General features: G+C 64.0%; 18 protein-coding genes. 9 read left to right on the top strand and 9 right to left on the bottom strand.

Annotation, left to right across the window (positions count from 1 at the left end):
• Window positions 1–183: 183 nt before the first annotated feature.
• The 3 genes from HCN50_RS22325 to HCN50_RS22315 form a co-directional block, all read right to left on the bottom strand.
• A complete protein-coding gene (locus HCN50_RS22325; protein ID WP_171711846.1) occupies window positions 184–987 on the bottom strand; it encodes a COG3904 family protein in 804 nt (267 codons plus the stop codon).
• A gap of 108 nt (window positions 988–1,095) precedes the next feature.
• Window positions 1,096–4,410 carry a tetratricopeptide repeat protein gene (locus HCN50_RS22320; protein WP_171711844.1) on the bottom strand — a complete coding sequence of 1,105 codons (3,315 nt, stop codon included), beginning with the start codon at window positions 4,408–4,410 and terminating at the stop codon, window positions 1,096–1,098.
• 191 nt (window positions 4,411–4,601) lie between these two features.
• Window positions 4,602–5,198, bottom strand: coding sequence for a PadR family transcriptional regulator (locus HCN50_RS22315; protein ID WP_171711842.1), 597 nt, complete (start codon window positions 5,196–5,198; stop codon window positions 4,602–4,604).
• Between the two features lie 140 nt (window positions 5,199–5,338).
• Between HCN50_RS22315 and HCN50_RS22310 the strand changes: the two genes are divergently transcribed.
• The 4 genes from HCN50_RS22310 (at window position 5,339) to HCN50_RS22295 (ending at window position 11,339) form a co-directional block, all read left to right on the top strand.
• The gene (locus tag HCN50_RS22310) at window positions 5,339–5,725 is read left to right on the top strand and encodes a nuclear transport factor 2 family protein (RefSeq protein ID WP_171711840.1); all 387 of its coding nucleotides are present in this window, start codon (window positions 5,339–5,341) and stop codon (window positions 5,723–5,725) included.
• A 187-nt stretch (window positions 5,726–5,912) separates the two neighbouring features.
• Window positions 5,913–7,703, top strand: coding sequence for an acyl-CoA dehydrogenase C-terminal domain-containing protein (locus tag HCN50_RS22305; RefSeq protein WP_171711838.1), 1,791 nt, complete (start codon window positions 5,913–5,915; stop codon window positions 7,701–7,703).
• A 61-nt stretch (window positions 7,704–7,764) separates the two neighbouring features.
• On the top strand, window positions 7,765–8,973 hold the full coding sequence (locus tag HCN50_RS22300; protein WP_171711836.1) for an acetyl-CoA C-acetyltransferase: 1,209 nt from the start codon (window positions 7,765–7,767) through the stop codon (window positions 8,971–8,973).
• Between the two features lie 152 nt (window positions 8,974–9,125).
• Window positions 9,126–11,339: an FAD-dependent oxidoreductase gene (locus tag HCN50_RS22295; RefSeq protein WP_171711834.1), complete on the top strand. Its 2,214-nt coding sequence runs from the start codon at window positions 9,126–9,128 to the stop codon at window positions 11,337–11,339.
• A gap of 176 nt (window positions 11,340–11,515) precedes the next feature.
• Here HCN50_RS22295 and gstA read toward each other — a convergent pair whose 3' ends face one another.
• Complete coding sequence (gene gstA, locus HCN50_RS22290) at window positions 11,516–12,130, bottom strand: glutathione transferase GstA (RefSeq protein ID WP_171711832.1); 615 nt, start codon at window positions 12,128–12,130, stop codon at window positions 11,516–11,518.
• A 121-nt stretch (window positions 12,131–12,251) separates the two neighbouring features.
• Here gstA and HCN50_RS22285 point away from each other — a divergent pair, with 121 nt between their 5' ends.
• The 3 genes from HCN50_RS22285 (at window position 12,252) to HCN50_RS22275 (ending at window position 14,861) form a co-directional block, all read left to right on the top strand.
• A complete protein-coding gene (locus HCN50_RS22285) occupies window positions 12,252–12,740 on the top strand; it encodes a MarR family winged helix-turn-helix transcriptional regulator (protein ID WP_171711829.1) in 489 nt (162 codons plus the stop codon).
• 96 nt (window positions 12,741–12,836) lie between these two features.
• Window positions 12,837–14,207 (top strand): glutamate--cysteine ligase, encoded by a 1,371-nt coding sequence (locus tag HCN50_RS22280; protein ID WP_171711827.1) that lies wholly within the window; start codon window positions 12,837–12,839, stop codon window positions 14,205–14,207.
• 129 nt (window positions 14,208–14,336) lie between these two features.
• Complete coding sequence (locus tag HCN50_RS22275) at window positions 14,337–14,861, top strand: PAN domain-containing protein (RefSeq protein WP_171712063.1); 525 nt, start codon at window positions 14,337–14,339, stop codon at window positions 14,859–14,861.
• A gap of 145 nt (window positions 14,862–15,006) precedes the next feature.
• Here the strand turns inward: HCN50_RS22275 and HCN50_RS22270 are convergent, their stop codons facing one another.
• The 5 genes from HCN50_RS22270 to HCN50_RS22250 form a co-directional block, all read right to left on the bottom strand.
• On the bottom strand, window positions 15,007–15,576 hold the full coding sequence (locus HCN50_RS22270; RefSeq protein ID WP_171711824.1) for a nucleotidyltransferase family protein: 570 nt from the start codon (window positions 15,574–15,576) through the stop codon (window positions 15,007–15,009).
• Between the two features lie 173 nt (window positions 15,577–15,749).
• Entirely contained in the window at window positions 15,750–16,091 is a 342-nt protein-coding gene (locus HCN50_RS33755) for an MmcQ/YjbR family DNA-binding protein (RefSeq protein WP_171711822.1), read from the bottom strand.
• 31 nt (window positions 16,092–16,122) lie between these two features.
• Window positions 16,123–16,908, bottom strand: coding sequence for a signal peptidase I (lepB, locus tag HCN50_RS22260; RefSeq protein ID WP_171711821.1), 786 nt, complete (start codon window positions 16,906–16,908; stop codon window positions 16,123–16,125).
• Window positions 16,908–18,332, bottom strand: coding sequence for a metalloprotease TldD (tldD, locus tag HCN50_RS22255; RefSeq protein WP_171711820.1), 1,425 nt, complete (start codon window positions 18,330–18,332; stop codon window positions 16,908–16,910). Before tldD ends, lepB begins: the two co-directional genes overlap by 1 nt.
• A gap of 93 nt (window positions 18,333–18,425) precedes the next feature.
• Entirely contained in the window at window positions 18,426–18,962 is a 537-nt protein-coding gene (locus tag HCN50_RS22250) for an invasion associated locus B family protein (RefSeq protein ID WP_376700312.1), read from the bottom strand.
• A gap of 547 nt (window positions 18,963–19,509) precedes the next feature.
• Between HCN50_RS22250 and coxB the strand changes: the two genes are divergently transcribed.
• Entirely contained in the window at window positions 19,510–20,346 is an 837-nt protein-coding gene (gene coxB, locus HCN50_RS22245; protein ID WP_171711810.1) for a cytochrome c oxidase subunit II, read from the top strand.
• Between the two features lie 83 nt (window positions 20,347–20,429).
• On the top strand, window positions 20,430–22,061 hold the full coding sequence (ctaD, locus tag HCN50_RS22240) for a cytochrome c oxidase subunit I (RefSeq protein WP_171711795.1): 1,632 nt from the start codon (window positions 20,430–20,432) through the stop codon (window positions 22,059–22,061).
• Window positions 22,062–22,103 lie beyond the last annotated feature (42 nt).

Below are 22,103 nucleotides of genomic sequence, written 5' to 3'. Positions count from 1 at the left end.
ATGCATCGTTGCGTGCGCAGGGCCGGTTCCCGCACCTTTGCATAACTGAATTCGAAGGGGTGAGGGACTAAAAATGCCCGGCAAGGCAAATTTTTGCCTATGCCGTTGCTGCCATCGGGCTGTTGAAACGCTGTTACAAATCCGCGGGGGCTGGCCGGTTGCCGGCCGCAGCGGTCGGTGGTCTCAGGGCTTGCCGAGCGGGTCCGTGACGAGGTTCATCGCCAGCGCCTGTTTCGGGCTGAGCCAGCGAATTTCCCTCGTCTCGGACATCGCTTCCACGATGGAGGACGAGACCCCCATTTTGGTCATGTAGCCGAGCACTAGGCCGGATATCCGCTGCGCCTCCGCAATGGGGTCGTCGACGGGCCGGGCTGTAACAAAGCGATGAACTCCGAGTGCCGAGCCAAGGACGCCGAAGCGGGTCTTACCGCCGGCATAGACGAGCACGCAGGCGCTGGCGCAATAGGCCGGCTTGACACGGCCCGAGGCATCCGTGCTGCCGACTGCGGTCGCCAGTGATCGCGACCGAACGATCTCGCCCATGATCGCGGCCTGGTTCAGATCACCGCCGGGAGAGGCCAGCAGGATGATGTCGCCGGGCGCGAGGTTGGCCTGCTCCAGTCTGCCGCGAAACCAATTCGCGGCGGCAGGACCAATCGTCCCGCTGACGAACAGCGCGCGCCGGCCCTTGCTCGGACCATCGAGGTAGAGTGTATCGATCACCTCCGATGTCAGGCTTGGCGACACATAGTGGTCCTTCCAGTAATGCCAAGCCTCCGGCTGCGACAGGTCCCGGTAGGCGCGGATGCAGACGCCGGCAACCAGCAGGATGAAGATCGCGATCGTCCAGAAATGTCGTCTACGCCGGGGTGGCTGGACCGGCGGCGCGGGCGCCCGGCCGGGTGGTATGCGCGGTGGTGCGACCGCAGGGCCTGTCGGCGATTTGCGGAAGCGATTTTCGCTGCCCTGGCTGTCTTCAGTCGACAATCGATCCTCGTTGCACGCCGACCCTTTCGGGGGCGGACCTAGCCGACAGCATTATACAGATTTGTGGCCGTGGATGTGGCGGCGATGCCGGCGGCATCGCGGCTTGTCTTACTGAACGGCGGCGGTGCGCTTGGTCGCGGCCGGTTTGGCCGCGGGCTTGATGGCCGGCGCGGAATCCCAGCCACCAGCGGGCGAGGCGACGTTGACGGCGTCGTCGGGCTGCGGCTCAACCGTAAAGGTCTGGATCGCGAGCCTGGCCGCAGCCAGCGACTGGGCGTCGAGGCGCTTGGCGATATCGTCGCGCTTGCGGCCGGCGTCCGCGTCGCCCTGGGCCGCCGCGAGGCTGAACCATTTGAAGGATTCGGCGAGGTTCTGTTCGACGCCGATGCCACGGGCATAGAGAATGCCGAGGTTGAACTGGCTGTCAGCAACGCCGCGGTCGGCGGCCTTGCGGAACCAGATCGACGCGCTCTTGTAGTTGGCGCCCTTGCCGCCGCCATCCGCGTCGAGCACGGCCAGATTGTGCATCGCCTTGGCGCTGCCGCGTTCGGCCGCCTGGAGATAATAACGCCGCGCGATGTCGAGGTCCTTCTTCACGCTCATGCCCTTCTCGTAGAAGGTGCCGAGCCGGAACAGCGCGGGCACGACGCCGGCCTGCGCCGCGCGGTCGTACCATTTGGCGGCCTCGTCGAGGTTTGCGGCCACGCCTTTGCCTTCGGCAAACCGTACGCCGACCTCGTAAGCTGCGGCCGGGTCGCCTTTCAGCGCTGCGGCTCGCAGGAGCGGGCCGCCGATGCCGTCCGGCAGCCGCTCGCTCGGCGGCACCGCGATCATTGCAAGCTTGGCGCCGGTCGCCGGCACCGTCGAGATCGTGCCTGTGATGTCGCTGGCCGCGGCCGGGGGCATTGGAGCCTGCGGTGGAACCCGCGCGCTGTCTAGCGTGTTCGGGGCGGAAGAATTGTTGGACTGCTTCTCGACCGGCGTCGGCGACATCATCATGGGCGCCGGCGTCGCGGGCATTGCGGGCCTGGCATTGCTCTCCGAAGGCGCAGGGGCCTGCGCCGGAGGGGCCGGCTCGCTCGATTGTTCCATCATCGGCAGTTGCAGCACGCTGCCGGTATCCAGCAGCGTCATGGCCATCTTGAACGTGCCGAGCACGATCACGATCACGCTTGCACCGACCAGCAGCGAGCGGATCCTGGCGGAGATGTTCGAGGAGCCCTTGTCGTCCGCCTTGGCTTTGTCAGCGCCCTTGTCCTTGAGCACCGCCTTCGCGGCCGAACGTCCGGCCTTCTCGGGCGGGGGCGCTGCGGCGGCGGCCTGGGCTGCGCGGCGCGCAGCGGCGATGAAGCTCGACGAACTGACCGGCTCTTTCGGCCCGGAATTGATCTCGCTGAGGGCGTTTTCGGAAGCCGCGATGCGTTCCGACGGCGAGGCCATGCGCGCGGGCGGCCGCGTGCCCGGCTCGAGCGGATGGTCCGGCGGCAGTTCCGGCGCGATCGCTGTGCGCGGCGCAGCGGCATGCGGCTCCAGGATTTCGCTGATCGCGCGCGGCGGCAATGGCGGAGTGATCGGCGCGACCGGCTGCACCGCGTGGAAATCTCGAGGCGCGGCGACAAAAGGCCCCGGAGCATTTCCCTGCAGCGCGGCAGGGTTGGGCAATTCCGGCTTCGATTGCTGCGGATAGGTCTTCAGCGGTGTGGTCGGGCGGGGCGCTTCCTCGCGCATCTCGTCCGCTGCGAGCGGAGCAGTGGACGTGGCCGGCGCGGCGCGAACGGTGCGCAGATCGCCTTCGATGGTCGACAGGCGATCGACTACGTGGCCGAGGGTATTGTGAACCGTCTCCAGTGAATCCTGCGTGCGGCGGTCGGTTTCCGACTGGCTGAAGCGGATGTCGGACAGTTCGCGTTTGACCAGATCGACGATGCCGGAGTCGGCCGGCGATGCCGCAGAAGCGGAATTGCGGTTGGATTCGGCGAGCGCGACCAGGCTGGCATGCTGGCGTTCGAGCGAACGCAGAATGTCGTGCAATCCCTCCTCGACCGGTCCGAGATCGATGGTTGGCGCAGCGGACCGGTCAGTGGAGGTCTCCAGGCGCTCCAGCAGATAGGACACGCGCTGTTCGAGATGGGCAAACGCCGACGCATTGTCGTTGCCGACCGGGATGCGGTCGAGCCGCTCCGACAGGGTGCGCAGCGCGTTTTCGAGATATTCCGAAGGGTCGCTCGCGGCCGGCTGCCGGGTTTCGAGTGTCGAGGTCAGCGCGGCCAGGCGCTGCTCGAGCTGTCCGAAGGCATCGCTGTTGCCGTCAAAGCGGGAAAGCTGGTCGACCTTGGCCGACAGCGTGTGCACGTCCTCGGCCAGCCGCGCCAGCGCGTCGTTGGAGGCGACGTTGGAGACGATACCGCGCAGTGCCGCAATCGCGCTTTCGAGCTGCTGCACTGTCGACGGATCGTCGTTTGTGCGCAGGATCAGATCGAGCTTGGCGCCGAGATTGTGGATCGCCTCGTCATAGCCGGTGAGCTGCTCGGCCGGCGTCAGCGAGCGCAGCGCCTCGCGGATTTCGCCGAGTGCGCGCTCGATGTTGGCCAGCATCTGGCCATCAGTGCCGTTGTGCCGGCTGTCGTCGATGCGGCGGGACAGCGAGCGGATTTCGTTTTCGAGCGATTCGATCTCCCGGCGCGGCACCGCCTCGGTGATGGCCTGACGGATCTCGGCGAGCTCGCTGCGGAACGCCGCAATCGACTGCTCGATATGGTCGGGACGCTGCAGCGACTCGATCTGGCTTGTGATCTTGAGCAGATGCCGTTCGAGCGAGGAAAAATCCGGACCGGCGGGCGCGGCCGGCTGCGCAGAATGAGGCTGTGCCGAAGCGGCCGTCGGCGTGCCATGGCGGGGCGGCATCTGACGCGGCGGCGCGCTGTCCAGTTCGTTCTGGCGCGCGGCGATTTCGGCGATCGCAAAATCCATCGATGCCGGGCTGAGCGGCGGCGAGGGGCGATAGACCTGGGCCGCGGCCCGCTCGACCAGTTCGGTCTGGCGCTGCTTTTCCTGCATCTGGGCCTGACGGACCGGCGCGGGATTCGAAATCTGCGACAGCCGGGCGTCGAGGCGTGAGATGGCGTCGTTGAGCTGGCGGGCCACCGTCGGCTCGCCACGGGCGACTTCGCCGCGGGCCGCAGGCCGCGAAATCTGCTCGATCTGCTTTGTGATCGAATCCAGCCGCTGGTGAATGTCGGCAACGTCAGGAATCTGCCGGCTCGGCCGATCGGAGGGCGCGCCGAAATTGGGCGGCTGTGGTTCGCCGATAGTGGAATTGAGCCAGTCGTTCAACGACATGCCGGCGCGGCGCGCCGCCGCTTCAGCCCTGTCGCGGACGGATGGATCGATGCCGTCAACACTCCACGATACGCGCGAATTCATGCTCTGGTCCGGTTCCGCTTCGGCGCTCCCACCCGCGCCATCAGCCTCCCCGCGCGTCCCACTGAAGAGACAATCGTATTTTCGCGCAGGTCGCCTGCCTCGGAACTGACTTTTGTTCGTTACGGTAAAGAACGGGTTAAGGAATGGGACAGACGGCCTCAAAAGTTACCGGACGGCCAGGCCGACCGATTCTAGCCGTTGTTTTCGCGCTTGCTGCCGTCGATGGGCACGACGTTGATGCACTCGGCCTTCGGCGACAGGGCCGATAATGCCTCAATCGCCTCTTCGCACCATTCCGCCACGGCGCGCTCATGGCTCATGCCGATGCGAAGTCCGAGCAACTTGCCGACATCGGCCGGCGGCGCCGTGCCGTCGGGGAATCGCTTGTTGAGCAGGCGCTCGTAGCGGGCGAAGCGGTCGCGGTGATGTTCCAGCCGCGCCATCAGGTCGGTACGCAGCGGTTCGATGTCGACACTGTCGAGCGCGTAGAGCCGCACCAGGAGATCATCCTTGATCGAGGCGGGCACGCTCGGCCGCGCGGCCCAGTGCCGGAGCGCGGCGCGTCCCTCCGGCGTCAACGTATAGACCAGCTTGTTCGGCTTGCCGGACTGCACCACCTCGCGGCCCTGGATGTGGCCGCGGTCGCGGAGCTTGGTGAGCTCTCGATAAATTTGCTGGTGGTCAGCCTTCCAGAAGAAGCCAAGGGAGTTGTCGAACGTCTTCGCGAGCTCATAGCCCGTCATCGGACGTTCGGTCAGGCAGGCAAGGATCGCATCCCCAAGCGCCAAGACGCTGGCCTCCGGCTTTCATTGTGATTTGACATTGTGATTTGACATTATGCATAAAGTTGCATATGCGTCAACGCGCATAAGCTCGGGTAGGTTCATTCCCGGGCGTCCAGCCCGTCATCGCCCGCAAAGGAGACATGATGACCATGAGCGGCCTCGACAAGTGGTACGGCTACATGAAGTCCCATGACACCGCGGCGCTATGGGATCTCCTGCACCCCGATGCGGTATTCGAAAGCCCTGTCGTCCACACGCCGCAGCGCGGGCGCGACATCACCTTCAAATATCTCGCAAGCGCCGAGAAGGTGCTGGGCGGCCCCGGCTTCAAATACACCGGCGAATGGCGCAACGAGAGCGGCGCCGTCCTCGAATTCGAAAACGAGGTCGAGGGTATCAAGATCAACGGCGTCGACATCATCACTTTCAGCGATGACGGTAAGATCACGCACTTCAAGGTGATGGTGCGTCCGCTGAAGGCAATCAATCTGCTGCACCGTTTGATGGGGGAGCAACTCGCCAGACAATGAGGGCGAGGAAGCAAAAAGCCGCGAACATCTCCGGCGCCGTCCATGTTGCAATGGCTTTTTGGATATTTGCTGGCCCGCTCACTCCCTGAGACTGCCGGAACGCGATAAGGTCTCGTTCTGGAACGCCACAACGACTTTTCATTTTTCACGCGCCTCCGCCACCCTTTGCCGCTGCCGGGAGAACATCATGCCGATCTACAAGGCCCCTGTGGAAGACGTCACCTTCCTGCTCAACGACGTGTTCCAGATCGATCGCTACGACAATTTGCCCGGTTTCACCGACGCCTCCGCCGACGTGCGCGAAGCGATTTTGGGCGAGGCCGCCAAACTTTCCGAGGAGGTGCTGCAGCCGCTCAATCGCACAGGCGATCTCGAGGGTTGCAAGCGGCATGACGATGGCTCGGTGACGACGCCGAAGGGCTTCAAGGAAGCCTTCAAGCAGGTGGCTGAAGGCGGCTGGCTTGGATTATCCGCGCCGGTGGAATTTGGCGGGCAGGGACTGCCGGTGACGCTGAGCCAGGTCGTCACCGAATTCCAGAGCGCGGCCAATATGGCGTTCTCGATGTATGGCGGCCTCACCATGGGTGCGACCGCGGCGCTATTGGTGCACGGCGACGACGAGCAGAAGAAGACCTACGTGCCGAAAATGGTGGCGGGCCAGTGGACCGGCACCATGAACCTCACCGAGCCGCAATGCGGAACCGATCTCGGCCTGTTGCGCACCAAGGCGGTCAAGCAGGGGGATGGCAGCTACAAGATCACGGGCACCAAGATCTTCATCTCGTCCGGCGAGCACGACCTCGCCGAGAACATCATCCATCTGGTGCTGGCGCGCATCGAAGGCGGGCCCGCTGGCATCAAGGGCGTGTCGCTGTTCGTGGTGCCGAAATTCCTCGTCAACGCCGATGGCTCGCTGGGACAGCGCAACGGCGTGTCCTGCGGCTCGATCGAGCACAAGATGGGCATCCACGGCAATTCGACTTGCGTGATGAACTACGACAACGCCACCGGCTGGCTGATCGGCGAGGAAAACAAGGGCATGCAGGGCATGTTCGTGATGATGAACGAGGCCCGCCTCGGCGTCGCCGTCCAGGGCCTTGCGCAGTCCGAAGTCGCCTATCAGAATGCGGTCGCCTACGCGCGCGAGCGCCTGCAGGGCCGGTCGCTCACGGGCGCGAAGGAGCCGGACAAGGCGGCCGATCCGATCATCGTGCATCCCGACGTGCGCCGCGTGCTGCTCACCATCCGAGCCTTCAACGAGGCGGCGCGCGCCATGGTGGTGTGGACCGCGCTGAAGAGCGACGTCGCCCACCGCTCGTCGGACCCGAAGGACCGCGAGGCCGCGGACGACCACATGGGCCTGATGACCCCTGTCATGAAGGGCGTGATGACCGACGTCGGATTCTCCAACGCGGTGCTGGCGCAGCAGATGTATGGCGGCCATGGCTATATTGCTGAGCACGGCATGGAGCAGTTCGTGCGCGATGCGCGCATCGCGATGCTCTACGAAGGCGCCAACGGCATCCAGGCGCTCGACCTTGTCGGCCGCAAGCTGCCGCGCAATGGCGGCCGTGCCGTGATGGCGTTCTTCGCCGAAGTCGGCGCCTTCGCCAAGGAGCACGGCGGCGATGAGGCGATGAAGCCGTTCGTCGCACCGCTCTCTACCGCGCTCGGCCATCTGCAGCAGGCCACCGGCTGGCTGATGCAGAACGCGCTGACCAAGCCCGACAATGCCGGCGCTGCCGCCACCGACTACATGCAATTGTTCGGCCTCGTCGCCTTCGGTTACATGTGGGCGCGGATGGCGAAGGTGGCGCAGGACAAGATTGCGGCCTCCGGCGCAACGCCCTACCTGAACACCAAGCTGGTGACCGGCCGCTTCTTCATGGAGCGGATGTTGCCGGAGACTCACGTCCATCTTGCACGCATCCAGACCGGCTGCGCGACCACCATGGAATTGGCGGCGGAAGCGTTCTGATTTCCGCCGTTTCCCGTTCGATCTGCCTATAATATTATGATCCTCATACCAGGAGGGCGTCATGCCTGAGGCATATATCTACGATCACGTTCGCACCCCGCGCGGCCGCGGCAAGCCCGATGGCGCGCTGCACGAGGTCACCGCGCTGGCGCTCGCCACCGTGCCGCTGCAGGCGCTGAAGGAGCGCAACAACCTTGCTGAAGACGTCGTCGATGACGTCATCCTCGGCGTGGTCGATCCGGTCGGCGAGGCCGGATCCGACATCGCGCGCTTCGCGGCGCTGAAGGCGGGGCTCGGTGAAAGCGTCCCCGGCGTGCAGATCAGTCGCTTCTGCGCCTCCGGCCTTGACGCGGTGAACTTCGCCGCCGCCCAGATCATGGCCGGCCAGCATGAGCTCGTGATCGGCGGTGGCGCCGAATCGATGAGCCGCGTCGGCATCGGCGCTTCTGGCGGCGCCTGGCCGATGGACCCCTCAATGGCGGTGCCGGCCTATTTCATGCCGCAGGGCGTCTCAGCCGATCTGATCGCGACCAAATACGGTTTTTCGCGCGACGACGTCGACGCCTATGCGGTGCAAAGCCAGCAGCGCGCGGCGAAGGCCTGGGACGAAGGCCGCTTCAACAAGTCCGTGGTGCCGGTCAAGGACATCAACGGCCTCACCATCCTCGCCAAGGACGAGCACATGCGCCCGACCACGACGATGCAGTCGCTGGCGCAATTGCAGCCGTCCTTCACCGTGGTGGGGCAGATGGGTGGCTTCGATGGGGTCGCGATCCAATCGCACCCGGAAATCGAACGCGTCAATTACGTCCACCATGCCGGCAACTCGTCCGGCATCGTTGACGGCGCCGGCGCCGTGCTGCTCGGCAGCAAGGAAGCGGGCGCCAAGCACGGCCTGAAGCCGCGGGCAAAAATCCGCGCCTTCGCCAATATCGGCTCCGAGCCGGCGATGATGCTGACCGGCCCGGTCGACGTCACCGAAAAGCTGTTCCAGCGTTCCGGCATGAAGAAGTCGGACATCGACCTGTTCGAATTGAACGAGGCCTTTGCTTCGGTCGTGCTGCGCTACATCCAGGCGTTCGAGATCGACAATGCCAAGATCAACGTCAATGGCGGCGCGATCGCGCTCGGCCATCCGCTCGGCGCGACGGGAGCCATGATCCTTGGCACCGTGCTCGATGAGCTGGAGCGCACCAACAAGTCGACGGCGCTGGTGACGCTGTGCATCGGCGGCGGTATGGGGACGGCGACGATCATCGAGCGAGTCTGACTGCCGTAGGGTGGGTAAAGGCGCTCCTGCGCCGTGCCCACCATCGCGAGCGCTGCAAGAAATGGTGGGCACGCTGTGCTTTGCCCACCGTACGAGATCCAGACACAACCGCCGCGCCTGACACTGGCTGCGGCACCGAGGGAGCAACCAACATGGCCTTCAAGAATTTCAAGCTAGAGACCGACGCCGACGGTATTGCGCTCGTCACTTGGGACATCCCCGGACGTTCGATGAACGTGCTGGACGAGACCTCGACCACCGAGCTCGAGGAGATCCTGAAGCAGACCACCGCTGACGCCGCCGTGAAGGGCATCGTCATCACCTCCGCCAAGGAAGCGTTCTGCGCCGGCGCCGATCTTTCGATGCTCGAGGGCATGAACAAGGAATACGCCAAGGTCTTTAAAGAGAAGGGCGAGGTCGCGGCCAACCAGATGCTGTTCGATCAGAGCCGGCGCTTTTCGCTGGTGCTGCGCGGCATCGAGACCTGCGGCAAGCCGTGGGCGGCCGCGATCAACGGGCTCGCGCTCGGCGGCGGTTTCGAGGTGACGTTGTCCTGCCACTACCGCGTCGCGGCCGATAATCCCAAGACCCGGCTCGGCCTGCCGGAAGTCAAGGTGGGCCTGTTCCCCGGCGCGGGCGGCACCCAGCGTGTGTCGCGTCTGGTGCCGCCGCAGGATGCGATGACGATCCTGCTCAAGGGCGATCCGGTCACGGTCGAGAAGGCCAAGTCGCTCAACCTGATCCATGCCGTTGTGCCGGCCGCCGATCTGATCAAGGCGGCCAAGGACTGGATCAAGGGCGGCGGGAAAGCGGTCGCACCCTGGGACGAAAAAGGCTTCAAGCTGCCGGGCGGTCCGGTGTTCTCCAAGGCAGGCATGATGATGTTCCCGGCGGGCAACGCCATCTACCGTCGCGAGACCTACGACAATTATCCGGCGGCGCGCGCCATCATGAGCTGCGTCTATGAGGGCCTGCAGTTGCCGATCGACGCCGCGCTTCGCGTCGAGTCGCGCTACTTCACCAAGGTGCTGCGCTCGAAGGAAGCGGCGGCGATGATCCGCAGCCTGTTCCTGTCGATGCAGGAACTGAACAAGGGCGCGCGGCGGCCTGCGAACGTGCCGCCGACCAAGGTGAAGAAGCTCGCCGTGATCGGCGCCGGCTTCATGGGCGCGAGCGCCGGCTACGTCTCCGCCCGCGCCGGCCTCGACGTCGTCCTGATCGACCGCGACCAGGAAAGCGCCGACAAGGGCAAGGCGCATGCGCAGAAGGTGATCGACGAGCAGATCGCCAAGGGCCGCGCCAAGGCCAGCGATCGCGACGCGCTGCTGGCCCGCATCACCCCGACCGCGGACTACGCCGCGTTGAAGGATTGCGACCTCGTCATCGAGGCCGTATTCGAGGATCGCAAGGTCAAGGCGGACACCTTCGCCAAGGCGCAGCAGTACCTCAAGGCGGACGCGATCTTTGCGTCCAACACCTCGACGCTGCCGATCACCTCGCTCGCCGAAAATTTCAAGGACCAGGGCAAGTTCATCGGCATCCATTTCTTCTCGCCGGTCGAGAAGATGATGCTGGTCGAGATCATCCTCGGCAAGAACACAGGCGATGTCGCGCTCGCGACCGCGCTTGATTACGTCCGCATCATCGGCAAGACGCCGATCGTCGTGAACGATTCCCGCGGCTTCTACGCCAACCGCTGCGTCGGCCGTTACATCGCCGAAGGCAACGAGATGTTCCTCGAAGGCGTGCCACCGGCGATGATCGAGAACTGCGCCAGGATGGCCGGCATGCCGGTCGGACCGTTGTCGCTGTCGGACGAAGTCGCGCTCGACCTCGGCCTGAAGGTCATGAAGGCGACGGAAGCCGATCTCGGTCCCAACGCCATCAACCCCGATCAGAAGAAGCTGATGGTGGAAATGGTCGAGAAGCAGGGCCGCTTGGGGCGCAAGAACAGCAAGGGCTTTTACGACTATCCCGAGAAGGGCAAGGGCCAGAAGAGCCTGTGGCCCGGGTTATCGGCGCTGCAGCCGAAGCAGCTCGACCCCGACACGCTTGACGTCGAGGAATTGAAGCAGCGCTTCTTGGTGGTGCAGGCGGTGGAAGCCGCGCGCACGGTGGAGGATCACGTCATCACCGATCCGCGCGAGGCCGATGTCGGCTCGATCTTAGGGTTCGGCTTTGCGCCGTTCACCGGCGGCACGCTGTCCTATATCGACTTCATGGGCGCGCGAAAGTTCGTCGAACTCTGTCACAGGCTGGAAGCCAAATACGGCTCGCGCTTCACCCCGCCGAAACTGCTGGAAGATATGGCGGCAAGCGGCGAGACCTTCTACGGCCGCTTCCCGCCGAAGAAGGCTGCGGCGTAAGCGTTCCCTCGGTCGTCAGACCGGGATGGTCCGAAGGACCGGACCCGGAATCTCGAGATTCTCAGGTGCGCAACCGCGCACCATAGCTCGATGCTGCGCATCCCCCGGAATGACGGCACAACAAAAGGGCCGGATCGTCGATCCGGCCCTTTCGCTTTCAGCAATCCGTGAGCGCCTCACGCCGCTTTCAGCAGCCCTTCCTTGGTCATCGCTTCCTGCACCTTCGGCCGCGCGGCGATGCGGGCCTTGTAGGCCAGAAGGTTCGGCATGGCTGAAAGATCGAACTTCAAACGGTCGGTCGCCCACATCAGCATGGTGAACAGATAGCCATCGGCTACGGTGAATTGCTTGCCCATCACGTAGTCGCGCCCGGCAAGCGCCGTTTCCAGGTAGTTGAACTTGCTCATGACGCGGTCCTTGAAGAAGGCCTTGGCGTCGTCGGCCAGCGCCGGCGAGAACATCGGTCCGAGGTTCTTGTGCAACTCGGTCGTGATGTAGTTCAGCCACTCCAGCAGCTTGTAGCGCTCGTCCGAATCGCGGGGCGGCGCCAGGTTCTTGCCCGCCTTGTCGGCGATCATCTGGACAATAATCGGCCCTTCGGTGACCAGTTCGCCCGAATCGAGGGCGAGGGCCGGCACCTGGCCCTTTGGGTTGACCTTCAAAAAGTCGTCACCATTCTCCAGCTTCTTGGCGCGCAGGTCGACCTTGACCAGATCGTAGGGCAGACCGGCCTCGAGAAGCGCGATATGGGGGGACAGCGAGCAGGCGCCTGGGGAATAATACAATTTCATTGGATTTTCCTTCCCTCGTAATTGTTGGTGAACTGACTAAATGCATTTGCATGGAATAGTCAAGATTGATGCATCTGCATTTAGTGCGGTACACTGAGCATTGACAGATACGGACCGGATCATGAAACGCAAACCATCGACCGAGGCGACCGCCGCCTGGATCCGCCTGATGCGGGTGCAGAGCCGGGTGCTCGACGCCGTCGAGCAGGATTTGAAGAAAGCGGGCTTTCCGCCGCTGGCCTGGTATGACGCGCTGTTGGAACTGTCGCGCGCGCCGTCCGGCGAGATGCGTCCGGTGGAACTGGAAAAGCAGATGCTGATCCCGCAATATTCCACCTCCCGGCTGATCGACCGCCTGGTCGACGAGGGTCTGGCGGCACGGCGCGAATGCAAGATCGACAAGCGCGGGCAATTCGTGGAGATCACCGAGGCGGGCCGCGAACTGCAGAAGAAAATGTGGGGCGCCTATTCCGCGGCGATCGAAAAGCACGTCGGCTCCAAATTGTCCGATGCCGATGCCCTGAAGCTTTGCGGTCTGCTCGACCGGCTGGGCTGCTCCTGCTCGGACGTCAAGCCGGCCGCCGCCCGTGACGGCGTGCCGGCGCGATGACGGTTCCGACATGTTTCGTTGTTGCGGACTTGGTTGTCCGCATTCCCTCATTCACACGGCGCGTTCGGTCGAATCGCCAGAGTTCCGGATTTTTTCATGGCGCGTGACCAGATCGATATGACGCCGCTACAATCGCGTGACGAACTCGTCGCGTGGTTCGAAGGCGGCATCAAGCCGCCGTCCGAGTTCCGCATCGGCACCGAGCATGAGAAGACCCCCTTCACGCTGGAAGGCCGTCAGCCCGTGCCGTATGAGGGCGCGCGCGGCATCGGTGCGCTGCTCGAAGGCATGCAGCTTTTGCTCGGCTGGGAGCCGATCATGGAGCGCGGCAACATCATCGGGCTTTACGACGTCACCGGCGGCGGGGCGATTTCGCTCGAGCCCGGCGGGCAGTTCGAATTATCGGGCGCGCCGGTCGAGACCGTCCACCAGACCCAGGCCGAACTGATGGCGCACCTGGCGCAGGTCCGCGAGATCGCGACGCCCCTGGGTATCGGTTTTCTCGGGCTCGGCATGACGCCGTCCTGGTCGCGGTCACAGATCCCGGTGATGCCCAAAGGCCGCTACAAGATCATGACCAACTATATGCCGAAGGTCGGCACCTACGGCATCGACATGATGTACCGGACCTGCACGGTGCAGACCAACCTCGACTTCTCCTCCGAAGCCGACATGGTCAAGAAGCTGCGGGTGTCGCTGGCGCTGCAGCCGGTCGCCACCGCCTTGTTTGCCAATTCGCCGTTCACCGAGGGCAAGCCCAACGGCTTCCTGTCGTTCCGCTCCGAGATCTGGCGCGACACCGATAATGCGCGCTCCGGCATGCTGCCCTGGGTGTTCGAGGACGGCATGGGATTCGAGCGCTGGGTCGACTACGCGCTCGACGTGCCCATGTACTTCGTCAAGCGCGGCGAAACCTATATCGACGTCGCCGGCTCGTCGTTCCGCGCCTTCTTCGAGGGCCGCAACAACTCACTCCCCGGAGAGCGTCCGACGCTGTCGGACTGGGCCAACCATCTGTCGACGATTTTCCCGGAAGTCCGTCTCAAGCGTTATCTGGAAATGCGCGGCGCCGACGGGGTGCCGTGGGGCCGGCTGCCGGCGCTGCCGGCGTTCTGGGTTGGCCTCTTGTACGACAACGACAGTCTGGATGCGGCCTGGGATCTGGTCAGCCACTGGACGGCCGCGGAGCGTCAGGCGTTGCGCGATGACGTCCCGCGCTTCGGCTTCAAGGCCAGGATCAAGGATCGCTATCTGTTCGAGATCGCCCGAGAATGCCTGAAGCTGTCGCATGCGGGCCTCAGGAGGCGCAACCGCGCCGACCATTCCGGCCGCGACGAAAGCCGTCACCTCGAACCGCTGGAGCGAATCCTCGAATCGGGCCGCACGCCGGCGGAGGAAATGCTCGACAAATTTAATGGTCCCTGGGGCGGTTCGGTCGAGCCCGTCTATCAGGAATACGCGTTCTGATTGAACGGGTTGCCTCGGTTTCGGGCTGTTCATCCACCGTACAGGTTGATGGCGCTCAAATGACAGCCCGCGAGAAACGCGCAAACGAAAGCGATCCAGATGGGGACAGGTCGCCTGCTCAGGGCGTGTATGGTGGCGCTCGCCTGTTTGGCGGCGGCCATATCCGCGCGCCCTGCGCTGGCGCAGGCCAATTTCGATCGTCCGGGCAGCGACTATCTGAGCCTGCCGGTGATCTCCGGCGATCCGGCCGAATGCGCGTTGATCTGCGAGCGTGACCGGCGCTGCCGGGCATGGAGCTTCAACTACCCAACCGGCCTGATCAAGGGGGCGGTCTGCTGGCTGAAGGGCAGCGTACCGGAGCGAGTCCAGAGCGATTGCTGCGTTTCCGGCATCCGCGGCGCCGGCGTCGTCGAGCGCCGCAACGATTCCGTCGAAACCTCGATCGACCGTTACGGCGGCGACTACAAGAATTTCGATCTCAAGGATGGCGATGGCGACGGCGCCTGCAAGGCAGCCTGTGCCGCCGACAACAAGTGTCGCGCCTGGACCTATGCGCGGCCGGGCTATGCCGGCAAGGAAGCGCACTGCTTCCTGAAGAAGGACATCAAGCCGCCGCGAAGGAAAGCGGGGTTTACGTCCGGCGTGGTGCGGTAGGTAGGCATACTCCGCCGTCGTCCCCGCCAACGCGCCGCGAACGCGGGGACCCGCACCCATGAATGCCTGCTGTGGCCCTAGCTTCTTGAGCATAAACATGCGTGCTTATGGGTCCCTGCTTTCGCAGGGCGACGATGAAATGTTGCTATGTCGCCGCCGGCAGCACCGTGATCTCCGGCCACAGCGCTTTCCATCGCGCGGCCTTCGCTGCGTAATTCGCTGCTGAGAAATTCGGCCCCGGATTGGGTCGCGCGATCATCCCCACGACGTCATCGAAACCATTCGGCGCGTAAATCTCATAACCGTCGCGCGTGCGGCGAATTCCAACCTGCGTGTTCTTGGTGAGAAAGCGATCGATGCCTTCGGTCGAGCAATGCAAGGGCGGGTAGGGCAGCCCATGCTTGTCCGGGTACCAGAGGTGAACGCGCGCCTGGTTGCGCGCCTCGACCGCGATGTCGCGCGGTGCAAGACGCTCCGCCAACGTGCGGATGACTTTGTCTTCCGCTTCCCACGATGTGTCGGGATCGAAATAGAACACGTCGTAATCGTTGATGCCGTAATCCACCGCGCGCTTGGTCAGCACATTCCACACCGTCTGCACCAGGCATCCGGAAACCAGCCACGCATCAGGGAGCGATAGCCGATGCAGCTCTTCGACAATGATTTCGTTAGCGGGATTGCGCAGGGCGGCGGCGAGGAATTCGGCTTGATTCATGAGGGGTCACTTGCAATGTTTGAAACCCTCGTGGTGAGGAGGCGCTTTAGCGCCGTCTCGAACCATGCGGCCCGTTGGCGCCATTCATCCTTCGACACGCCGCTGACGCGGCTCCTTAGGGATGAGGTCTGAGTGAATGCATCGTGAGCACGGCGCTTGCGCGCCTTTGCCTATCACGATTTCATATCGAATTCCTTCACCGCCTTTTTCGATGCCAGCGTGCGCCAGTGCCGCCGCAGCAACGGCTCGACGGTGGCGCGGCTGGCCTTCGCCAGGCGGATCAGGACGATTGGATAATCGCGGTAGTGATCGGTGAAGTAAAATGCCTTCGGCTGGCTTTCCACCAGCATCTCGCGCTCATCCCTAGGCACGCCCGGCATCACCAGGCTGTCACCGTCTTCCCTCAGCCGTGCCAGCATCTTCTTGCGCACCTTCAGGGCCGGCGTGCCGTAGGAGCTGCCGTCCTCGACCTCAGGCCAGGCAAGCGCGATTTTTCTTACGTCGTCGAAGGTCACGAGCCGACGAACAGCCAGGATGGAGCCGTGCTCAATGCACGGAGGTGAAAAACCGCGCCAGCCGGAAGCCGGACAGCCAGGTCCACATCGGCTGGCTGCGCATGCCGAGATCCCATGAGCCGACCACGGCATCGGCGCGGCCGATCAGATTGTCGATCGGCAATAGTCCCACGCCGCCGTCGCGCACCGCGACGCGGCTATCGGCCGAATTGTCGCGGTTGTCGCCGAGCACGAATAATTGGCCCGCCGGCACGGTTACTTCGGGCGTGTTGTCGAGCCTGCCATTGTCGCGGATCTTGAAGATCGCGTGGCTGACGCCGTTCGGCAGCGTCTCAATGAAACGGTAGGCCCGCTCGGTGTTGCCCCGATCGTCTTCGGCTTCGCCCATTCCGTCCGGCCTCAGCGTTGCCGCGTGGTCGTTGATGAAGAGCTGGCCCTGCCGCAACTGGATGCGGTCGCCCGGCAATCCCACCACGCGCTTGACCCAGGCTTGCGAGCGGTCGCCCGGCCAGCGGAATACGACGACGTCGCCGCGCTTCGGCGTGTCGCCGAACAGCCGGCCGGTCTCCGGCAGCGTGATCTGGATCGGTAGCGACGCTGCCCCGTAGCCGTACGGGTATTTCGATGCAACGAGCGCATCGCCGATCAGAAGCGTCGGCTCCATCGAGCCGGACGGCACGTAAAACGGCTCGGCGATCGCGCCTTTGGCAATGAACACGACGGCCACGATGGCGGCGAGCTGGGTGACCTGCCCGCGCCAGCTCGTCGGTTTGTGGGGGGAGATCTCCTTGTCGCTTGCAATCCTCTCGTCGCTCACTAGCCCGTTCCTCCGACCGTGATCCGTTCCATCCGCAGTGTCGGCTGGCCGACGCCAACCGGCACGCCCTGTCCGTTCTTGCCGCAGGTGCCGATACCGGTATCGAGCGCCAGATCGTTGCCGACCATGGTGATGCGGTGCAGGTCGGTCGGCCCGTTGCCGATCAGCATCGCGCCCTTCAATGGCGCGCCGAGCTTGCCATTCTCGATCTTGTAGGCCTCGGTGCACTGGAAGACATATTTGCCGGAGGTGATGTCAACTTGGCCGCCGCCGAAATTGGCGGCGTAGACGCCGTTCTTCACCGACGCGATGATCTCGGCCGGATCGCGCTCGCCGGCCAGCATATAGGTGTTGGTCATGCGCGGCATCGGCACATGGGCATAGCTCTGGCGGCGGCCGTTGCCGGTCGGCTTCATGTTCATCAGCCGCGCGTTCTGCCGATCCTGCATGTAGCCGACGAGAATGCCGTCCTCGATCAGCACGGTGCGGTTGGTCGGCGTGCCCTCGTCGTCAATTGAAAGCGAGCCGCGCCGCGAGGCGATGGTGCCGTCGTCGACCACGGTGACGCCCTTGGCCGCGACCTGCTTGCCCATCAATCCTGCAAAGGCCGAGGTCTGCTTGCGGTTGAAGTCGCCTTCGAGCCCGTGACCGACGGCCTCGTGCAGCATCACGCCGGGCCAGCCGGCGCCCAGCACCACGTCCATCTCGCCGGCAGGCGCAGGCACCGATTCCAGGTTGACCAGCGCTTCGCGGATCGCGCCGTCGGCGGCCTCGCGCCACGCCTTGGTCTCGATGAAGCGGGCATAGCCCTCGCGGCCGCCATAACCCTTGCTGCCGCTTTCCTGCCGCTCGCCTTGGCCGGCGACCACGGAAATATTGACCCGCACCAGCGGGCGGATATCGCGGTAGCTTTCGCCATCCGGCCGCAGGATTTCGACCACCTGCCAGGTGGCCCCCAGGCTGATCGAGGCCTGCCGCACCCGCGGATCCTTGTCGCGGACATAGGCGTCGATCTCGGCCAGCAGTTTCACCTTGGCTTCGAAGCCGGGCGCATCCAGCGGATTCTCATCGCCATAAAGGCGCACATTGGTATGCGGGGGCGCTGCCGCGAAGTTGCCGCTGTAGCCGCCGCGCACGGCGGCCACCGCATCCGCCGCGCGGATCAGCGCCGGCAGCGAGACATCGGAGGAATGCGCGTAACCGACCGCGTCATCCTTCACCGCCCGCAGCCCAAACCCCTGGCTGGTGTCGTAGGTCGCCTGCTTCAGCCGGCCGTTGTCGAAGCCGAGCGCTTCGGTCTGGCCATATTCCAGAAACAGCTCGCCGTCGTCGGCCCCCGCCAGTCCCCGCGTGATCTCACGACGGACAGCATCGCGGTCGAGATTGGCGCGGTCGAGCAGGGAGGTGGTGGCGAGATTGGTCATGCGGGCTCCGATTCTGCGCAAAGTCGTCCCTGGCTTGGCGAGGGACGACGATGGTTTGAAAGATAGTCATGACCGTAACGAAAGGGGAGCCCCTCACGGCAGCTTGTCATATCCCTCGCCGAGCCCGTTCAGGCTGAGCGGAAAGCCGATACCCTCTTCGGGCGTCTCAAAAATAATAAAGGTCGCGGTTTTGGCGCCCCGGAGCTGGCCCAGCAGTTTTTCGTCCATCACGACTTCCGCCACGCAGCCATTGGGCAGGCAGCGGACAAAGCCGGCGCGGCCGACGTCCTGGTTGTCCAGCTTTAGCCCAAGCCCGGAGGGCAGCAGCACGCCCAAGGGGGCAACCACCCGCATTAGCTTGCTTTTCTGGTCGGCGGTTTTCAGCACGATCACCGTGAGGCCGGCGTTGGAGCGGTCCTCGGCGACCACGCTCTGGATCAGGGCGCATTGCTCGCCCTGCGCGCCCGGCGGGGTGTCGCAGCGGATCTGCCAGTCGCCATGGACCGACCGGACCGCGCCTTGCGCGCTCGCCGCCTGGGTCAGGCCGAGCAGGAGGGCCACGGCGAGCAGGCCGCCGAGCCAGCGGGCCGGTTCCAAGCCATATCCCGCCTGATGTTTCGAACGCCCCATCCGGGTCGATCCTCTCACGGTTTCCGGCCGCGGCCGGTGACATTTCCGGCCAAGCGGCAGCACACATTGTAACTGGGTAAGTGGACTTACTTGTAACTGGACTTACCCGGACTGATACGCAATGACGGCGCCTTGAAGGCGGCCGATAGCCAATCTGCGCCATCGAGGACCGGTTCGCCCGAGCGAATCAGGCCGCGCGGGAGCGCTGTTCCTGTGCCTACATCCGGCAATCGGGCTGTCAAGCGGCGCGGGCCTGCCGGACGGCAGGTTTTGCCTGATTTGTCGGGAAAATCCGACATCCGGTGACGCATGGCTTTGCCGCCTACTACTGCATTGCGAGAGCCTTAGAATTATGGTTTGAGAGGCGGGATTTCGACGCGTTCTAACGATCTGGCCCGGGGTACTGCAGCAACAGCGTTGCGGGTACTTTCGAAGGTGTACTTCCAAAAGTACCTCCGGTAGGCCGTTTGTGAGGGCGGATCGTGCGGCATTTCCGGCCATCCGGCAGGAGTGCTTTGGGGATAATTCTTAAGGGAGCGCGAGCGGCATGAAGATGTCGAGTGGCCTGATGGGCCGGCGGTTGCTGGGGTTGGCGGTAGCGGGCATGGCGCTCGTCTCCGGCGGGGCGGCTTTTGGGGCGCAGCCCAAGCCGTGGGAAGTGACGCTGCAGGAAGCCGCAACCCCGGTGATGGAAAACATCATCAGCTTCCATAATTTGCTGCTGGTGATCATCACGCTGATCACGTTGTTCGTGCTGGCGCTGCTCGTCATCGTGGTGGTGAAGTTCAACGCCAAGTCCAATCCGGTCCCCTCCCGGACGACCCACCACACGCTGATCGAAGTGGCCTGGACGCTGATCCCGGTGCTGATTCTGGTCGGCATCGCGGTGCCGTCGTTCCGCCTCCTGTTCCAGCAGCTCGACGTTCCCAAGGCCGACCTGACCGTCAAGGTCACCGGCAAGCAATGGTACTGGAGCTATGCCTACCCCGATAACGGCAAGTTCGAGTTCGATTCGCTGATGGCGCAGGACAAGCAGCCGCGCCTGCTCGGCGTCGACAACGAGATGGTGGTGCCGGTCAACAAGGTGATCCGGGTCCAGACCACCGGCGCCGACGTGATCCACGCATTCGCGGTGCCGTCGTTCGGCATCAAGATCGACTCGATCCCCGGCCGTCTCAACGAGACCTGGTTCAAGGCGACCAAGACCGGCATGTATTACGGCCAGTGCTCGGAATTGTGCGGCAAGGATCACGCCTTCATGCCAATCGCGGTCAAGGTGGTGAGCGATCAGGAATTCGCGGCCTGGCTTGAGGCGGCGAAGAAGAAATATGCGACCAACCCGGCGAACACCTACGCCTCGGCTGGTGGCCAGGCCGCGCAGTAAGGCGTTGGCCAAGGGGCAAGCAAGGGACAAGGGCGACGGGACCTGAAAAGGTTCGCAAAGGGACTGCAAGGCAGGATTTCAAAATGGCAACGACCGCAGCGACACACCACGATCACGCCCAAGGACACGGACATGACACCCATGCGCATGCCAATCCGACCGGATGGCGGCGCTGGCTCTATTCGACGAACCATAAGGACATCGGCACGATGTACCTTATCTTCGCGATCTGCGCGGGCATCATCGGCGCTGCGATGTCGATCGCGATCCGCATCGAGCTGATGTATCCCGGCGTCCAATTCTTCCACGAATCCCACACCTACAATGTGTTCGTGACCTCGCACGGCCTGATCATGATCTTCTTCATGGTGATGCCGGCGATGATCGGCGGCTTCGGCAACTGGTTCGTGCCGCTGATGATCGGCGCGCCCGACATGGCGTTCCCGCGCATGAACAACATCTCGTTCTGGCTCCTGCCGGCGTCCTTCGCGCTGCTGCTGATGTCCACCTTCGTCGAGGGTGAGCCGGGCGCCAACGGCGTCGGCGCGGGCTGGACCATCTACGCGCCGCTATCCACCTCGGGCCATCCGGGACCCGCGGTGGATTTCGCGATCCTGTCGCTGCATCTGGCCGGCGCTTCCTCGATTCTGGGCGCCATCAACTTCATCACCACGATCTTCAACATGCGCGCGCCGGGCATGACCCTGCACAAGATGCCGCTGTTCGTCTGGTCAATCCTGGTGACGGTGTTCCTGCTCCTGCTGTCGCTGCCGGTACTTGCTGGTGCCATTACCATGCTGCTCACCGACCGCAACTTCGGCACCACCTTCTTCGCCGCCGACGGCGGCGGCGACCCGGTGCTGTTCCAGCATCTGTTCTGGTTCTTCGGCCACCCCGAAGTCTACATTCTGATCCTGCCCGGCTTCGGCATGATCAGCCAGATCGTTTCCACCTTCTCGCGCAAGCCCGTGTTCGGCTATCTCGGCATGGCCTACGCCATGGTCGCGATCGGCGGCATCGGCTTCGTGGTGTGGGCGCACCACATGTACACGGTCGGCATGTCGTCGGCGACGCAGGCCTATTTCGTCGCCGCCACCATGGTGATCGCAGTGCCGACCGGCGTGAAGATCTTCTCCTGGATCGCCACGATGTGGGGCGGCTCGATCGAATTCCGCACCCCGATGCTGTGGGCGATCGGCTTCATCTTCCTGTTCACGGTCGGCGGCGTCACCGGCGTCGTGCTGGCGAATGCCGGTGTCGACCGCGTGCTGCAGGATACCTACTACGTGGTCGCGCACTTCCACTACGTGCTGTCGCTGGGTGCGGTGTTCGCAATCTTCGCCGGCTGGTACTACTGGTTCCCGAAGATGTCCGGCTACATGTATTCGGAAACCATCGGCAAGCTGCACTTCTGGGTCACCTTCATCGGCGTCAACCTGGTCTTCTTCCCGCAGCACTTCCTCGGCCTGTCCGGGATGCCGCGCCGCTATATCGACTATCCGGACGCGTTCGCCGGCTGGAACCTGATCTCGTCAATCGGTTCGTACGTTTCGGGCTTCGGCGTGCTGATCTTCATCTACGGTGTCGTCGACGCCTTCATGAAGAAGCAGGCGGCTGCCAACAATCCGTGGGGTGCGGGCGCCACCACGCTGGAGTGGACGCTGACCTCGCCGCCGCCGTTCCACCAGTTCGAAACGCTGCCGCGCGTGCAGTAAGCAACTGGTCGCGGCGCGCCATGGTTTGCGCGCCGCGGCATT

The organism is Bradyrhizobium archetypum, assembly GCF_013114835.1.
Lineage (GTDB): Bacteria > Pseudomonadota > Alphaproteobacteria > Rhizobiales > Xanthobacteraceae > Bradyrhizobium > Bradyrhizobium archetypum.
Note: the sequence above shows the minus strand (reverse complement) of the source record. Positions and strands in the feature narration are given on the sequence as shown.

Excerpts from the sequence above, each read along its gene's own strand:
- HCN50_RS22280 (WP_171711827.1), top strand. The coding sequence starts at position 12,837 with ATGGCGCGTGACCAGATCGATATGACGCCGCTACAATCGCGTGACGAA.
- HCN50_RS22320 (WP_171711844.1), bottom strand. The coding sequence starts at position 4,410 with ATGAATTCGCGCGTATCGTGGAGTGTTGACGGCATCGATCCATCCGTC.
- HCN50_RS22250 (WP_376700312.1), bottom strand. The coding sequence starts at position 18,962 with ATGGGGCGTTCGAAACATCAGGCGGGATATGGCTTGGAACCGGCCCGC.
- HCN50_RS22295 (WP_171711834.1), top strand. The coding sequence starts at position 9,126 with ATGGCCTTCAAGAATTTCAAGCTAGAGACCGACGCCGACGGTATTGCG.
- HCN50_RS22305 (WP_171711838.1), top strand. The coding sequence starts at position 5,913 with ATGCCGATCTACAAGGCCCCTGTGGAAGACGTCACCTTCCTGCTCAAC.
- HCN50_RS22270 (WP_171711824.1), bottom strand. The coding sequence starts at position 15,576 with ATGAATCAAGCCGAATTCCTCGCCGCCGCCCTGCGCAATCCCGCTAAC.
- tldD (WP_171711820.1), bottom strand. The coding sequence starts at position 18,332 with ATGACCAATCTCGCCACCACCTCCCTGCTCGACCGCGCCAATCTCGAC.
- HCN50_RS22285 (WP_171711829.1), top strand. The coding sequence starts at position 12,252 with ATGAAACGCAAACCATCGACCGAGGCGACCGCCGCCTGGATCCGCCTG.
- HCN50_RS22300 (WP_171711836.1), top strand. The coding sequence starts at position 7,765 with ATGCCTGAGGCATATATCTACGATCACGTTCGCACCCCGCGCGGCCGC.
- ctaD (WP_171711795.1), top strand. The coding sequence starts at position 20,430 with ATGGCAACGACCGCAGCGACACACCACGATCACGCCCAAGGACACGGA.
- HCN50_RS22275 (WP_171712063.1), top strand. The coding sequence starts at position 14,337 with ATGGTGGCGCTCGCCTGTTTGGCGGCGGCCATATCCGCGCGCCCTGCG.
- HCN50_RS22310 (WP_171711840.1), top strand. The coding sequence starts at position 5,339 with ATGACCATGAGCGGCCTCGACAAGTGGTACGGCTACATGAAGTCCCAT.
- coxB (WP_171711810.1), top strand. The coding sequence starts at position 19,510 with ATGAAGATGTCGAGTGGCCTGATGGGCCGGCGGTTGCTGGGGTTGGCG.
- gstA (WP_171711832.1), bottom strand. The coding sequence starts at position 12,130 with ATGAAATTGTATTATTCCCCAGGCGCCTGCTCGCTGTCCCCCCATATC.